The following is a 15090-nucleotide window of genomic DNA, read 5'->3' as shown; positions in this document are numbered from 1 at the left end:
TGATTTTACGCAGGGTGGTGTTACCTACATGAATAAGAAAATCCCCGGTTTCATAGGCTTATGCCTACTTATTTTAGTTATTCTCAGCGGATGTACAGAGACACGGCCTTCGGAGCAGCCAGTGGTACAGGAAACCGAACCTACGAATTCCATTACGGTTGCCGTAGACGGCAGTACCTTTTTACCGGATGCAACCAAGTCGATTAAACGGGATTTTAGCGAAGGATTAACGCTCAAGAAGGCACTATCCAACAGTGGGCTTGTTGATTTTACGGCTGATGGAAAACGAATTCAATCTGTCGGAGAGGTCTCGCTTGATTCCTCGTTAATCTGGGCAGTTAAATTGAATGGCAAAGATATTGATCCAGAAAATTGGAATATGGAGCTTCATGCCAAAGATGAAGTGATAATATATGTAAAAGCCGCTGACAGTACAGGAGAGGGCGTAGCGTATCAGACGACTTTACTCAAAGTGAGCGGCGGCAACATTATGCCAAATCTTAATCGGCAATATGCCGGCGTGTATATTCAGGAGTGCACCGTTCGTGATGTATTAAAGTCCAGTGGCGTTGTCAGAATGTCTGAGAATAACAAATATGTGGTTGCTGTTGAAAATGTCATCCCACGAATGAATCAACGCTGGGTTATTAAGGTGAATGATAAGGAATTAATGGATAATGGCTTGGATATGAAGCTCAGTCCACGTGACGCGATTAAACTTGAATTAACGACGACATCCTAAATACCAAAAGGCCCATCTTCTATAGTGAGAAGATTGGGCTTTTTTTATATACATATTGAAATTTAGGATAATTGTAGGTGATTAGTCATTTTTAGATCCGGCAGATTTCACTAGGGCATAGTTCACAGTGACAGATGCCTTGCAGCATTTTCAGATCTTTGATGACGATCATGCCATTATCATATTCGATCGCGTCTTTTTTACGTAGATCACTTAACATACGGTTTACACTCTCACGGGTAGCGCCAATCATATTGGACAGATCCGTATGCGTAATTTTTTTGTGGATGATCATATGATCGCCGTGTGGTTCACCATAGGAATTGGACAAACGAATTAAAGTAGAGCAGAGCGCGCCAGGTTTGCCGTATAACATGAGATCACGGAACTTAGTCTGGGTGAGTCGGTGGTGAATACCCATCCATTTCATAAAATCAATGGCAAAGTCACAATGCTGACAGATCAGCATTTCCAGGTCTTTATGCTCCAGTACACCTATTTCGCTGTCTTCCAGCACTTCTGCCGAGAAGGTATGCTTCGAACCGAAGAAAGGATCAGCCTGCCCAATCATATCTCCAGATTGATACATGTACATGATCAATTCTTTACCTTCATCAGTTGACTTGGTAATCTGGGCACGGCCTCTTTTCATATAATAAAGTTTGTCAGAGACATCGCCCTCCCAATACAGATGAGTTCCTTCGGGATAGGTTCTATCTTTCATCGTTACAAGTAAATGATTAAAGTTCGCGTCCGAGAAACAGTTTGTATTCCCACGTTTTTCAATGACTAGTTGCTCTCTCATAAGTCTATCTCCCCTTTGTCTCCAGTCAAAGGCTGCATGTGGCTTACATGACCTTTGTGGTTCGCCGCAAACGGTTGCCGTCCGTTCGGGGTCATCTCGGCCGGGAAGGACGGTACAAATTGCGGTGGTTCAATTTTTAAGTTCAGTATATACCTAATCTTACCGTTTGAGGGGGATAGAAAGGGAACAAAAATGGCGATATTTCAAACATTGTGATTAAATTCACTTTTTGTGGGCTAGTATGTAGCTGAAAGATCCTTGTTGAAAATGCAGTAGTAGTGTACTTGTTAGCAGACATTAAGAAACTAAATTTAAATTCGGAATACTTTGTGAAAAAAATCACATAATTAAATCATGTCCCATGATACGATGTGAATGTAAAGAAGAGAGACAACATAATACGAACCTTTAGGAGGATGAGGGAGATGGCTGTAAAGAACGAGGTCGCCCCAGCAAAAGAACCGACAGCAGGTCAGTATATTCAAACGTTAATTGACAAAGCGAATAAAGCACACGCAGCATTCATGTCCATGGATCAACAGCAGATCGATCGAATTGTGCAAGCAATGGCGCTTGCAGGTCTGGATAAACACATGATGCTCGCCAAGATGGCTGTGGAAGAAACCGGCCGCGGTGTGTACGAAGATAAAATCACTAAAAATATATTTGCTACAGAATATGTGTACCATAGCATCAAATATGACAAAACGGTTGGCGTTATTGAAGATAACGAATATGAGAACTTCCAGAAAATTGCCGAGCCGGTTGGCATCATCATGGGAATTACCCCGGTTACCAACCCAACATCAACCACGATGTTTAAGGCACTGATCTCTATTAAGACTCGTAACCCGATTATCTTCGGTTTCCACCCATCTGCACAGAACTGTAGCCGCGAAGCAGCCAGAATCTTGCTTGAAGCCGCAGTGAAGCATGGTGCTCCAGCCGACTGTATTCAGTGGATTGATGATCCATCCATGGATCGCACCAATGCCCTGATGAACCACAACGATGTGGCACTCATTCTGGCGACAGGTGGATCAGGCATGGTGCGAGCGGCATATAGCTGTGGTAAACCAGCACTGGGCGTAGGGCCAGGTAACGTACCTTGCTTCATTGAGAAAACGGCGGATATCAATCAGGCAGTGACGGATCTGATTTTGTCCAAATCATTTGATAATGGAATGATTTGTGCTTCCGAGCAAGCGGTTATTATTGAAGAGCCTATCTTCGACCAAGTCAAAAAGAAAATGATTGCCAATGGATGTTACTTCGTTAACAAGGATGAAGCAGCTAAGCTGACAGCTGGCGCTATCAATGTTGAGAAGTGTGCCGTGAACCCAGCGATTGTAGGTCAATCTGCAGTAGCAATTGCTCAAATGTGCGGTATTGAAGTTCCAGCAAGCACCAAAATCTTGGTTGCCGAAATCGAAGGTGTTGGCGTCAAATTCCCATTGTCTGCGGAAAAATTAAGCCCGGTACTAGCTTGTTACAAAGTCAAAACGGCAGCAGAAGGGATTGAACGTGCAGCAGAAGTCGTTGCCTTTGGCGGTATGGGACACTCATCGGTTATTCACTCCAACAATGAAGAAGTCGTTAACAAATTTGCAGATCGCCTGCAAACAGGACGTATCATCGTCAACTCACCTTCCACGCACGGAGCAATCGGCGATATCTACAACACGAATATGCCTTCGCTCACACTGGGATGTGGTTCATACGGACGTAACTCGACTTCGTCGAACGTAACTGCTGTCAACTTAATCAATGTGAAAAGGGTGGCTCGCCGTACCGTGAATATGCAATGGTTCAAAGTACCGAACAAGGTCTACTTCGAAAAAGGTGCGACGCAGTATCTCGCCAAAATGCCGGATATCACCCGTGTTGCAATTATTACGGATGCCATGATGGTGAAGCTCGGTTATGTGGAAAAAGTAGAGCATTATCTGCGCCAACGCCAAATGCCTGTAGCCATTGAAGTGTTCTCGGATGTTGAGCCGGATCCATCCACAACGACAGTAGATCGTGGAACCGAAATGATGCGCCGCTTCCAACCGGACTGCATTATCGCTCTCGGTGGCGGATCACCAATGGATGCTGCCAAAGCGATGTGGTTGTTCTATGAATATCCAGATACAGACTTTAACGATCTGAAGCAAAAGTTCATGGATATCCGCAAACGGATTTACAAATATCCAAGACTCGGCGTAAAAGCAAAATTTGTAGCGATCCCAACAACATCGGGTACGGGTTCGGAAGTGACATCATTTGCTGTTATCACAGATAAAAATCTAGGAAATACCAAATATCCACTGGCTGACTATGAGCTGACTCCTGACGTGGCGATCGTAGACCCTGAGTTTGTATACTCGCTGCCTAGAACAGCTGTAGCTGACACAGGTATGGACGTACTGACACATGCGATTGAAGCTTATGTATCTGTTATGGCGAATGACTATACGGATGGATTAGCGATCAAAGCCATTCAACTCGTGTTCCAGTACTTGGAGCAATCAGCATTACAAGGCGACAAACTGGCACGTGAGAAAATGCATAATGCTTCAACGATTGCCGGTATGGCATTTGCCAACGCATTCTTGGGTATTAACCACAGCTTGGCGCACAAATGGGGCGGTCAGTACCATACAGCCCATGGACGTACCAATGCGATTTTGATGCCACACGTTATTCGATACAACGCGAAAAAACCGACTAAATTCGCATCGTTCCCGAAATACTCGCACTTTGTGGCAGATGAACGATATGCCGAAATTGCCCGCATTCTCGGATTGCCTGCACGCACAACCGAAGAAGGGGTTAACAGCCTAATCAACGCTATACGCAAAATGAACAAAACATTGGGTATCGAGGAATCGTTCCAAGAAATTGGATTCGATGCAAAAGACTTCGAAGCACATGTAGACTATCTGGCTGATCGTGCCTTCGAAGACCAATGTACAACTGCGAATCCGAAGCTACCACTGGTAACAGAATTAGCAGATGTATACCGCAACGCATTCTACGGTAAGTTTGAATAATAATCATCCGAGTCATGCAACACTTGGTGAGGATGGGCAATAGGTTCAGGGTTCCCCGAAATGGGGAGCCCCGATTGCCGTATGTCTTGAGGAACACGCAATCCACGCTGTAGCAGGTAGAGCCAACAGTTCACAGCGAAAAGGAGATGGGCAGAAAAACGGAGCAGCGAAGCCCCCGCTTTTTCAGGAACTTCATCACTAATGTTCAGGCTCCAGATTGAGAGGGAGCCGCTCATCTTTTAAAAATGCAACACGGAATCCGTGATGTGGCAGTTTGAACCACCCGTTCACACGTTACGGAAAGGGCAGAAAAACGGAGGAGCGAAGCCTCCGCTTTTTCAGGAACCTCATCACTAATGTTCCGGCTCCAGATCGAAGAGGAGCCATTCATCTTTTAAAAAGATGAAACGAGGAGTCACGATGTGTCAGTTGGAACCAATGCGTACACGTTACGGAAAGGGCAAAAAAACGGAGGAGCGAAGCCCCCGCTTTTGCAGGAACTTCATCACTAAGCTCGGGCTCCAGATCGAAGAGGAGCCACTCATCTTTTAAAAAGATGCAACACGGAATCCGTGATGTGGCAGTTTGAACAACCCGTTCACACGTTAACGGAGAGGACAGAAAAAACCTGAAGAAGCGAAGCGCTCGCCTAAAAGCTTTCTGAAAGAAAGCTACATCGGAAGCATAAGCTATTCCCGGATTTTCACCTTTGAGAAAGTAAATTGAAAAATCCGGGAATAACAGCGATCGGAAGGTTGTTCTGTCAGCGGAGTGGCCAGTGTGAACCATTTCCCACGGTTCAACATGACACACCGCAGGTGGAGTGCGTTAGTTCACTGACTTTGTGATAAAAATCACAGATGGTGAAATCGCCACGACGTATACTGAAAATGTAAGAAAAACATTCATTCCGCGGTTCCGGTTCCCAAGTAGAGAGAACGTGTTCCGGTTTATGTGAAACAATTCACATTAATCGCGGCTCTGGACACACAATGATACGAAGACGCAGCATGTTATGTGTCCAGAAATCCAAATTAGTGGAGGGATTACGATGTCGGTGATCGAAAAAGATGTCAAACAACAAACAGGCTGGAGAAACTTTACCAAAGGAACTTGGACTAAAACCGTTAATGTGAATGACTTTTTGGAACACAATTTGTCTCCTTATTATGGAGATGAAGCATTTCTCGAAGGTGCAACCCAGAATACAAAAGAATTGTGGGATATCGTATCTGATCTGACCAAAAAAGAACGGGATAACGGTGGTGTCCTTGACGTAGACGTAAATACGCCTGCGACAATTACTTCTCACCAACCTGGTTATCTGGATCAATCCAAAGAACAAATTGTCGGCGTTCAGACCGATGCTCCATTCAAACGTTCCATTCAGCCATTCGGCGGAATTCGCATGATGATTGATGCATGTGAAGCATATGGCTTCGAAATGCCTCAAGGCGTCATTGATATATTCACAAACATTCGTAAAACACATAACCAAGGTGTATTCGACGCTTATACTTCTGATATGCGTGCAGCGCGTAAAGCAGGGATCATTACAGGATTACCAGATGCTTATGGTCGTGGCCGGATCATCGGGGACTACCGCCGGGTAGCATTGTATGGGGTGGACTTCCTGATTCGTAACAAAAAAGGCGAATTGAACGCCTTGGAAGTAGATGTTATTGATGAAGATGTTATCCGTCTGCGCGAAGAGTTGTCTGAACAGATTCGTGCTCTACAAGAACTGAAACAATTGGGCGAAATGCACGGTTTCGATATTTCCTTACCAGCAACAACAGCAAAAGAAGCGTTCCAATGGTTGTATTTCGGTTACCTCGCAGCGATCAAAGAGCAGAATGGTGCTGCAATGTCACTGGGACGTGTATCATCCTTCCTGGATATCTACATTGAACGTGATCTACAAGAAGGTATTCTGACGGAAGAACAGGCTCAAGAGCTGGTTGACCATTTTGTTATGAAGCTGCGGATCGTGAAATTCTTGCGTACGCCGGACTATAACGAACTATTCAGTGGAGACCCAACTTGGGTGACTGAGTCCATCGGCGGTATGTCTGTAAATGGAGAGACACGTGTAACCAAAAACAGCTTCCGTTTCCTGCACACGCTGCATAACCTGGGACCTGCACCGGAACCAAACTTGACTGTACTATGGTCTACTAAATTGCCGGAAGCATTCAAAGAATATTGCAGTAAAGTATCTATCGAAACGAGCTCGATCCAATATGAGAATGACGATCTGATGCGTCCGATCTATGGCGATGACTACGGTATTGCCTGCTGCGTATCTGCAATGAAGATCGGGAAACAAATGCAATTCTTCGGCGCACGTGCGAACCTTGCAAAAGCTCTCTTGTATGCAATCAACGGTGGCCGTGACGAGAAGTCCGGAGCACAAGTAGGGCCTGAATACCCTGCCATTACAAGCGAAGTGCTGGATTACAATGAAGTAATGAAACGCTTCAAACCGATGATGGAATGGCTGGCGAAACTGTACATGAACACCCTTAACGTCATCCATTACATGCACGATAAATATAGCTACGAGCGGATTGAAATGGCATTGCATGACCGTGACATTGTTCGCACGATGGCTTGTGGTATTGCAGGTCTCTCCGTTGCAGCAGATTCACTCAGTGCAATCAAATATGCCAAAGTAAAACCGATTCGTAACGAACAAGGCATTGCCGTTGATTTTGAAATTGAAGGAGAATTCCCTTGTTACGGTAACAATGAAGACAGCGTAGATAGCATTGCCGTTGAACTGGTTGAGAGCTTCATGGGCATGATTCGTAAGCACAAAGCATACCGTAACGCGGTACCAACGCAATCCGTACTGACCATCACTTCCAACGTAGTTTACGGTAAGAAAACAGGAACTACACCAGATGGCCGTAAAGCAGGCGAACCATTTGCACCAGGTGCAAACCCAATGCATGGACGTGATAAAAAAGGTGCACTGGCATCCCTTGGCTCTGTAGCCAAATTGCCTTACGAACACAGCCTTGACGGTATCTCCAATACCTTCTCCATTGTGCCAAAAGCACTGGGTAAAGAGGAGAGTACACGTAAATCTAATCTGACTGCGATGATGGACGGATACTTTGGTCAAAATGCACATCACTTAAACGTCAACGTGTTTGATCGTCAGCAATTAATGGATGCGATGGAGCACCCGGAAAATTATCCACAGCTTACTGTACGGGTATCCGGATATGCGGTTAACTTCATCAAGCTGACTCGTGAACAACAACTCGATGTCATTAACCGTACGTTCCATGGCTCCATGTAAACCAAGTATTACAGTGTGAAGACAAATCCAGTGGAACATCTGGTCAACAATTAAACGCACAGCGGATGCGGATATAGAAAGGAAGAGGCAGCATGGTTAAAGGACATATTCATTCACTCGAAACTTTCGGGACGGTTGACGGCCCAGGCATCCGCTTCGTGCTCTTTATGCAAGGATGTCTACTCAAGTGTCAGTATTGCCACAATCCCGATACGTGGGCACTGGACGGAGGCAAGGAAACAACTGTAGAGGAGGTATTGGCGGAGATCGAGCCTTACCTTTCCTACTATCGTAGTTCAGGCGGGGGACTCACCGTATCCGGTGGGGAACCAACGCTCCAAGCTCATTTTGTAGCCCAAGTGTTCAAGGAAGTCAAACGCCGCTGGGGACTTCACACCACGCTAGATAGTAATGGATTCAACGAACCTGAGCGTATACATGAACTACTGGATAACACAGACTTAGTGTTGCTCGACCTGAAGCATATCGATAATGAGAAACATATGAAGTTGACTGGAAAATCCAATGAACGAACGCTGAAGACAGCTCAGTGGTTGTCTGAGCAAGGACGCAAAATGTGGATACGCCACGTATATGTGCCTGGCATTCACAATGATGAAGAGGACTTACTTAACCTCGGAAGATTTATTGGTACATTAAATGGGGTTGAGAAGTTCGAAATTCTTCCCTATCACCAGATGGGGATCTACAAATGGGAAGCGCTTGGCAAGGTGTACCCGCTTGAAGGTGTCCCTTCTCCGAGTGAAGAAGAGGTTGAGCGTGCTTATCGATTGATCCAGCAAGGGAGAGAGGAAACATCAGGGGCAGCTTGTTCGAGCCAATGATGAATATACAGAAGCAGCCAAAGCGATGACGAATCGCAAGGCTGCTTTTTTATTTGAATGGGTTGAAACCAAAACGTCTGTTCAAACGTTTATACCAGGTGTAAATGTTGATAGATCAGTAGTTTCATAGTATTGAAGAAATTCATGAGCTTGATTAAAGCCTTGTCCGGAAAGTTTTGGCGAGGTTTGTTCACATTATTCAAAGTTTACATTTCTATTAAAATATTTTTAGCAACTTTTCCCGTTTATAAGCGTCTAATAGTATGACTTTTTGAGGGGGATATTTATAAAATGGGAGCAGAAGGAGCCAAAGACAAAGAATGAATCTGAAAAAGAACTTGTCCATACTTACCGCTTTAGCTGTTTTTCAAGCGTTTGCAGTACTTCCAGCTAGCGCACAATCAACCGACCAAAGCGAAACTACACCCGTAAATAAAGCCACAGTTAAATCCGTGGAGGTATTGAAAAAAGAACAAACGATTTCCGAATCGGATGTGAAATCCGGGGCAGATACACAACCAACGCAGAATGATGCAAACGAAGAAGTAAATCCTGGAACAACAGAACCTCCAGCGACGGAAGTGACTCCTGTTGAGCCGGTAACGGAAACGGAAACACCAGAAGCTGAAGAGGGAGAAACGCCTGCACCTACACCGGTAGAAGTTGAACAGCCAGCCACTGGCAATCAAGTGAGTTCCGGTACTACAGGTGGTGACCTGACGCTGTACATGAACAGCAACAAAATGATGCAAGATGGCAAGACGTACCTTGCTGGACAACCGATGGCTGTCAAAAATGGTGTATCTTATGTTGCAATCCGTGCTCTGGTAGATCGGGTTGGATATGACGTGAAATACGATAATACAACGAAAGAAACCATTATTATTAGTGGTGAAGATGAACTTCGTTTTAAGACTAACAGCACGATCTATACCGTAAATGGTGAATCAAGATCCATGAAGGGTCCTGCTTATCAAGAGAAAAATACGTTTATGGTGCCTTTGACTTCCATTACACAGGCGCTCAACATTACTTATACAGTAAATCAATCTGCAAAGACTGTTGTATTGAACCTAAATACAAAGCCAGCAGCTAGCTTCACTGTTCAAAAAGAAATTTTTGCTGGCGATGTAGTGACATATACAACGAAATCCAGTTCTCCCAAAGGCCTTGCCATTGTGGATGAGCGCTGGACAGGCCGTCAAGATATATTTGACCAACCAGGTACATACACGGTAACCTATGCGGTCCAAGATTCAAGCGGTCAATGGAGTGATCCATACTCGCTGACGATCAAGGTGGAGAAACCAAACCTTCCGCCAGTAGCGATGTTTACAACAGATAAAGAAGAGTACAAAATGGGTGAAAAAATCACCTATATTGACCAAAGCACGGATGACGAAAATGCAATTACCAAAACGGTATGGGACAATAATGCCCTTGCATTCTTTGTACCGGGACCAAAGACTGTAACGATTACCGTTACGGATAAACATGGTGCAAGCGATAGCTACACCAAAACGATTAATATTACGGGCGAAACGCTTTACAGCTTGTCCGATTTCAATCAGTTGTTCACGCCGGTAGGTGACAAGTTTACCTTCAACGGTGGCGAAGTGCCTGCGATGGAGAAAGTTCCTTATACGTACACGGATGAGCCAAGTTTGTTGATTCGTAGTAATAGCCCTGAAACCGTAAATACGGAAGGAATTGTATACCAGGAATCTTCATTCGGTCAGACACGTTTCATGATTCACCATGTAAACAACACAGGTAAACGAGTGAAAATGTACGTTATCGCAACAAATAACAACCCGTACACAGCTGTATTCGAACAGCAAAATATGGGCTTTGCCGGACCTACACCGTTTGCTACCGTAGCTGGTAAATTGTCCATTGATAAATGGTTCAAGTCAATTCAAACTGGAGTCGATACGAAGAAAATGTATATTCTCCCTGGCGAAAGCAAGCTGATCTTGACTGAGCTTAATGCTATTCCAATGAAAGAAGGGCAAGTTATCTCCCTTTATTCGGATACTTTCAGCGATTATACACTCGATTATAACGTCATCATGATTGAAGAAAATAAAGATCCTTTTGAAGCTTTAGCGACGCTGCCAGTTCTGGATCGTGACGGGGTTCATAACCGTGGAACGTATCCTAACGCAACTCGTGTAATTACGTACGATCAGGAAGTAGGTTCGAAGCCTGCACGTCTTCCGCTCGGAGACAACTCAAGTGATCCAAACTTGGAAGGAACAGACCCAATGGCTCACACAATAGCGTCCAACGCAGGTAACTTCGGTGTTCTTTACAAAATTACGCTCAATAACGTGGCTCCACGTACACTGATTTCATTTAACCCTCGTGGAGGTAAATACTCAGGTGTGGCGCTTGTTAATGGTCAAGTTGTACAACTGGCAAGTGACAGCAGATCTCTAAGTGCACCAAACGAGCAAGGTGTTCTCCATCGTACAGGTTCTTTCGGTGAGAGTGTAACAATTATCTTCTCGGCTGCACCAGGAAGTAACCTTCCTGTAAATCTTCTGTTCACACCACTTCCGCAAGAGAAGTAGTTGAGCAGTAACATGCTACTGTTTCAGCAAAAGACGGTTTGAGTGAAGCTTATATCATATATACCCTGTCACCCCAAAAGTCTATGAGAGGTTGTTCAAAAAGTCATCCCATCTTCTTGGCACTGAAAACCGACCTTTTTGAACACGCACTTTGAAGGATTAATTTCTTCTGAACCGTCGGGAAGGACTCCATTCATGGAGTCCTTTTTTAATATAGACAGTGTGAAAAATAGGCGATTAAGGAGCTTCGTTGACTCTAAACTCAATTTAGGGCATTATGATAAGAGAGTTGTTGAATTTTTTTCATTTTGTTAGACTATTGAACAATTATTGCAGTGCTTGAATGACAGGAGGTGCTTAGGTAATGCTGTCAACAGAACAGATTATTAATACGATGTCCTCGCAGGGACTTCGCATAACGGATCAGCGGAAGACGTTGGCTCGTTTGTTTGCGGAATCTCCAGGGTATTTAACGCCTAAGGATGTTTATGAATATATGGGGAAAACTTATAGTGGACTGAGCTTTGATACGGTGTATCGTAATCTTCGTGTCATGCAGGAGTTAGGCGTATTGGAGCAGGTCGTATTTGAAGATGGTGTGAAGTTTAGAGCTTCTTGTAGTGAGGATCACCACCACCACCACATGATCTGTCTGAAATGTCAGAAGACATATCCGATCGTGTTCTGCCCAATGCAACTCGCAGATGCGCCCGAACAATTTCAGGTCGTGGATCATAAATTTGAAGTATTCGGATATTGCAAAGACTGCGCTGAACATGCACCAGCCAAAGTTGCATCAGGACATCAACATTCCCACGGGAAACATTAATAATGAAAATATCTCGTCGAATTATGCAAGCTCCTATACGGGTCTATCGTAATTATATTTCTCCCCTGAAGCCCCCGAGCTGCCGCTTCTATCCAACGTGCTCAGCATACGCAATGGAAGCGATTGAAGTGCACGGGGCGTTCAAAGGCTCATTGCTCGCTGCGAAACGGATCGCTAAATGCCATCCTTTTCACCCAGGAGGAGTCGACTTAGTGCCACCTAAGACTGAGAAATCGATGGTGATTTCGGAGTAAAGGTCTTGTGTGAAGATGAATTTTCTTTCATCTGGGCAGGCTAAGTGAATGCCGCTATGAACTTGACAAATAGGGTCGTGTTTCAGTATATTTTTCGTATAATGATTTCCAGTGAAGGGATAAGTACAGACACACCCCCAGTGCAGAGAGCCGGATGAGCTGAGAACCGGTCTGGGAGGAGGATGGAAATGGTCCTGGAGGAACCTCTTTCGAGCGTACACACAGGGATAGACCCGTTGTCGTAAGGCTGAGGCGTGATCCAGCGTTAATGGACGGTCGAAGGACCGACAGAGCCTGTGTTTTGCAAAAGATACAGGGAATTTGGGTGGTAACACGTGAGAACAACTCTCGTCCCATAGGGACGGGAGTTTTTTGTGTTCTTTTTCAAACTATTGTGAAACGGATTAAAGGAGGAGAAGTCATTCATGGCTGATCAAAAAACATTTTATTTAACAACACCGATCTACTATCCAAGCGACAAATTGCATATTGGGCATGCATACACAACGGTAGCTGGTGACGCAATGGTGCGTTACAAGCGTCTACGTGGATACGAGGTTCGCTACTTAACAGGCACGGATGAGCACGGACAGAAGATTGAACGTAAAGCACAGGAGAAAGGTCAATCGCCTCAGTCTTTCGTAGATGACATCGTGGTAGGTATCAAAGAGTTGTGGAACAAGCTGGACATCTCCAATGATGATTTTATCCGTACAACGGAAGAGCGTCATAAAACGGTGGTTCAAGATATTTTTGACCGTTTGCTGAAACAAGGAGATATCTACAAAGGTGAGTATGAGGGCTGGTACAGTATTCCAGACGAAACGTATTATACGGAAACGCAATTAGTCGATGTTGAGAAGAATGATAAGGGTGAGATCATTTCGGCGAAGAGCCCGGATAGCGGACATCCCGTTGAGCTTGTGAAAGAGGAATCATACTTCTTCCGCATGAGTAAATACGCTGATCGCTTGCTCAAGTATTATGAGGATAACCCAGGGTTTATTCAACCGGAATCCCGTAAGAACGAGATGATTAACAACTTTATCAAGCCGGGTTTGGAAGATCTCGCTGTTTCCCGTACGACATTTGAATGGGGCGTTAAAGTAAAAGGCGATCCAAAGCATGTCGTGTACGTGTGGATCGATGCGTTGTCTAACTACATCACAGCATTAGGCTACGGATCATCTGATCCTACCCTGTATAATAAATTCTGGCCTGCGGATGTTCATCTTGTAGGTAAAGAGATTGTTCGTTTCCATACGATTTACTGGCCAATCATGCTGATGGCGCTTGATCTGCCATTGCCGAAAAAAGTGTTTGCACATGGTTGGTTGTTGATGAAGGATGGCAAAATGTCCAAATCCAAAGGTAATGTTGTTGATCCGGTAACCTTGATTGACCGTTATGGTCTGGATTCTCTTCGTTATTACTTGCTTCGGGAAGTTCCATTTGGTTCAGATGGCACGTTTACACCAGAAAGCTTCGTTGATCGTGTAAATTCGGATCTTGCCAACGATCTTGGTAATCTGTTGAACCGCACAGTCGCTATGGTTGATAAATACTTCGGAGGCCAAGCGCCTGCATTTACATCAGGTGTAACAGAGTTTGATGTATCGCTCGAAGAAGCAGGTCAAGCAGCTGTGGATAAAGTAGAAACCGCTATGGAGAATCTGCAATTCTCCGTTGCGTTGACAGCTATCAGCCAATTCGTTAGCCGCAGCAACAAATATATTGATGAGACACAGCCGTGGGCACTAGCTCGTGATGAAGCTAAACGCGATGAGCTTGCCTCTGTAATGGCTCACTTAATTGAAAGCCTGCGGATTGCTTCCATCCTGCTACAGCCATTCCTGACACGCGCTCCGCGTAAAATCTGGGAACAGCTAGGTATCCAAGAAGGCGAGCTTACTGCCTGGGATACTGCGAAACAATGGGGCGTAATTCCGGCTGGAAATGCTTTGCAAAAGGGTGATCCAATCTTCCCACGTCTTGACTCCGAACAAGAGATTGCTTATATCTCCGAGGCGATGACTGGTGGTAAGAAATCCGAAGAACAGTCTGAAGCTCCACAAGCTGCTTCAGAGGCGACTGAACCTGTTTCTGCGCCAGAAGGCAAAGAAGAGATCGGCATTGATGACTTTGCAAAAGTAGAACTGCGTGTTGCGCAAGTTATTGCCTGTGAGCCTGTCAAAAAAGCAGATAAACTGTTGAAGCTTCAGCTCGATCTTGGTTATGAGAAACGTCAGGTTGTGTCCGGCATTGCCAAATTCTACTCTCCAGAAGAGATGGTTGGACGCAAAGTCATCTGCGTTACGAACCTGAAGCCAGTAAAATTGCGTGGAGAGCTGTCTCAGGGCATGATTCTGGCTGCATCGCACGGAGATCAGCTTACACTCGCTACCGTACCTGATAGCATGCCTAACGGTGCTCAAGTTAAATAAGAAGCTTTAACACCGAGACTCATATGTAACCGTTCAGTTGGACATATCGAATCAATGGCAACATATGGCTATTCTCAAGAGGTGACCCGATCATTCGGGTCATCTTCTTTGCATATTCTGTAACTTCTGATCTGATCGTGAGAAAACAAGCATATATTGTTATGAACTCTGTATACCAGGTAAGAATGAATAGGAAGCTGCTTGACAATGAGAGACAGGTTCCCTATAATTCTTTCAGTAATATTTA

The 15090-nt window shown here is 44.8% G+C and carries 9 protein-coding genes; 8 read left to right on the top strand and 1 reads right to left on the bottom strand.

Going from position 1 to position 15090, the window contains the following annotated elements; all coding sequences use genetic code 11:
- The first annotated feature begins 28 nt into the window (after window positions 1-28).
- Window positions 29-742, top strand: coding sequence for a hypothetical protein (locus V6W81_RS19270; protein WP_145045352.1), 714 nt, complete (start codon window positions 29-31; stop codon window positions 740-742).
- 91 nt (window positions 743-833) lie between these two features.
- On the opposite strand, the gene V6W81_RS19265 is transcribed toward V6W81_RS19270, so the two are convergent.
- The gene (locus V6W81_RS19265; RefSeq protein WP_338540086.1) at window positions 834-1547 is read right to left on the bottom strand and encodes a Crp/Fnr family transcriptional regulator; all 714 of its coding nucleotides are present in this window, start codon (window positions 1545-1547) and stop codon (window positions 834-836) included.
- Between the two features lie 425 nt (window positions 1548-1972).
- Between V6W81_RS19265 and adhE the strand changes: the two genes are divergently transcribed.
- The 7 genes from adhE to metG all read left to right on the top strand — a co-directional run bounded on the left by adhE (window position 1973) and on the right by metG (window position 14843).
- Window positions 1973-4585 carry a bifunctional acetaldehyde-CoA/alcohol dehydrogenase gene (gene adhE, locus V6W81_RS19260; protein WP_338540085.1) on the top strand — a complete coding sequence of 871 codons (2613 nt, stop codon included), beginning with the start codon at window positions 1973-1975 and terminating at the stop codon, window positions 4583-4585.
- Between the two features lie 1051 nt (window positions 4586-5636).
- On the top strand, window positions 5637-7895 hold the full coding sequence (gene pflB / locus V6W81_RS19255; RefSeq protein ID WP_145045348.1) for a formate C-acetyltransferase: 2259 nt from the start codon (window positions 5637-5639) through the stop codon (window positions 7893-7895).
- A gap of 92 nt (window positions 7896-7987) precedes the next feature.
- On the top strand, window positions 7988-8740 hold the full coding sequence (gene pflA / locus V6W81_RS19250) for a pyruvate formate-lyase-activating protein (RefSeq protein WP_338540084.1): 753 nt from the start codon (window positions 7988-7990) through the stop codon (window positions 8738-8740).
- Between the two features lie 320 nt (window positions 8741-9060).
- Window positions 9061-11316, top strand: a complete 2256-nt coding sequence (locus tag V6W81_RS19245) for a copper amine oxidase N-terminal domain-containing protein (RefSeq protein ID WP_338540083.1) — start codon at window positions 9061-9063, stop codon at window positions 11314-11316.
- A 364-nt stretch (window positions 11317-11680) separates the two neighbouring features.
- On the top strand, window positions 11681-12145 hold the full coding sequence (locus V6W81_RS19240) for a Fur family transcriptional regulator (protein WP_056696483.1): 465 nt from the start codon (window positions 11681-11683) through the stop codon (window positions 12143-12145).
- Window positions 12146-12147: 2 nt separating this feature from the next.
- Window positions 12148-12399 (top strand): membrane protein insertion efficiency factor YidD, encoded by a 252-nt coding sequence (yidD, locus tag V6W81_RS19235; RefSeq protein WP_145045342.1) that lies wholly within the window; start codon window positions 12148-12150, stop codon window positions 12397-12399.
- Window positions 12400-12824: 425 nt separating this feature from the next.
- Entirely contained in the window at window positions 12825-14843 is a 2019-nt protein-coding gene (gene metG / locus V6W81_RS19230; RefSeq protein ID WP_056696485.1) for a methionine--tRNA ligase, read from the top strand.
- Window positions 14844-15090 lie beyond the last annotated feature (247 nt).

It is taken from the genome of Paenibacillus tundrae (assembly GCF_036884255.1).
Classification (GTDB): domain Bacteria; phylum Bacillota; class Bacilli; order Paenibacillales; family Paenibacillaceae; genus Paenibacillus.
This window is presented reverse-complemented; position numbering and strand designations above follow the sequence as displayed.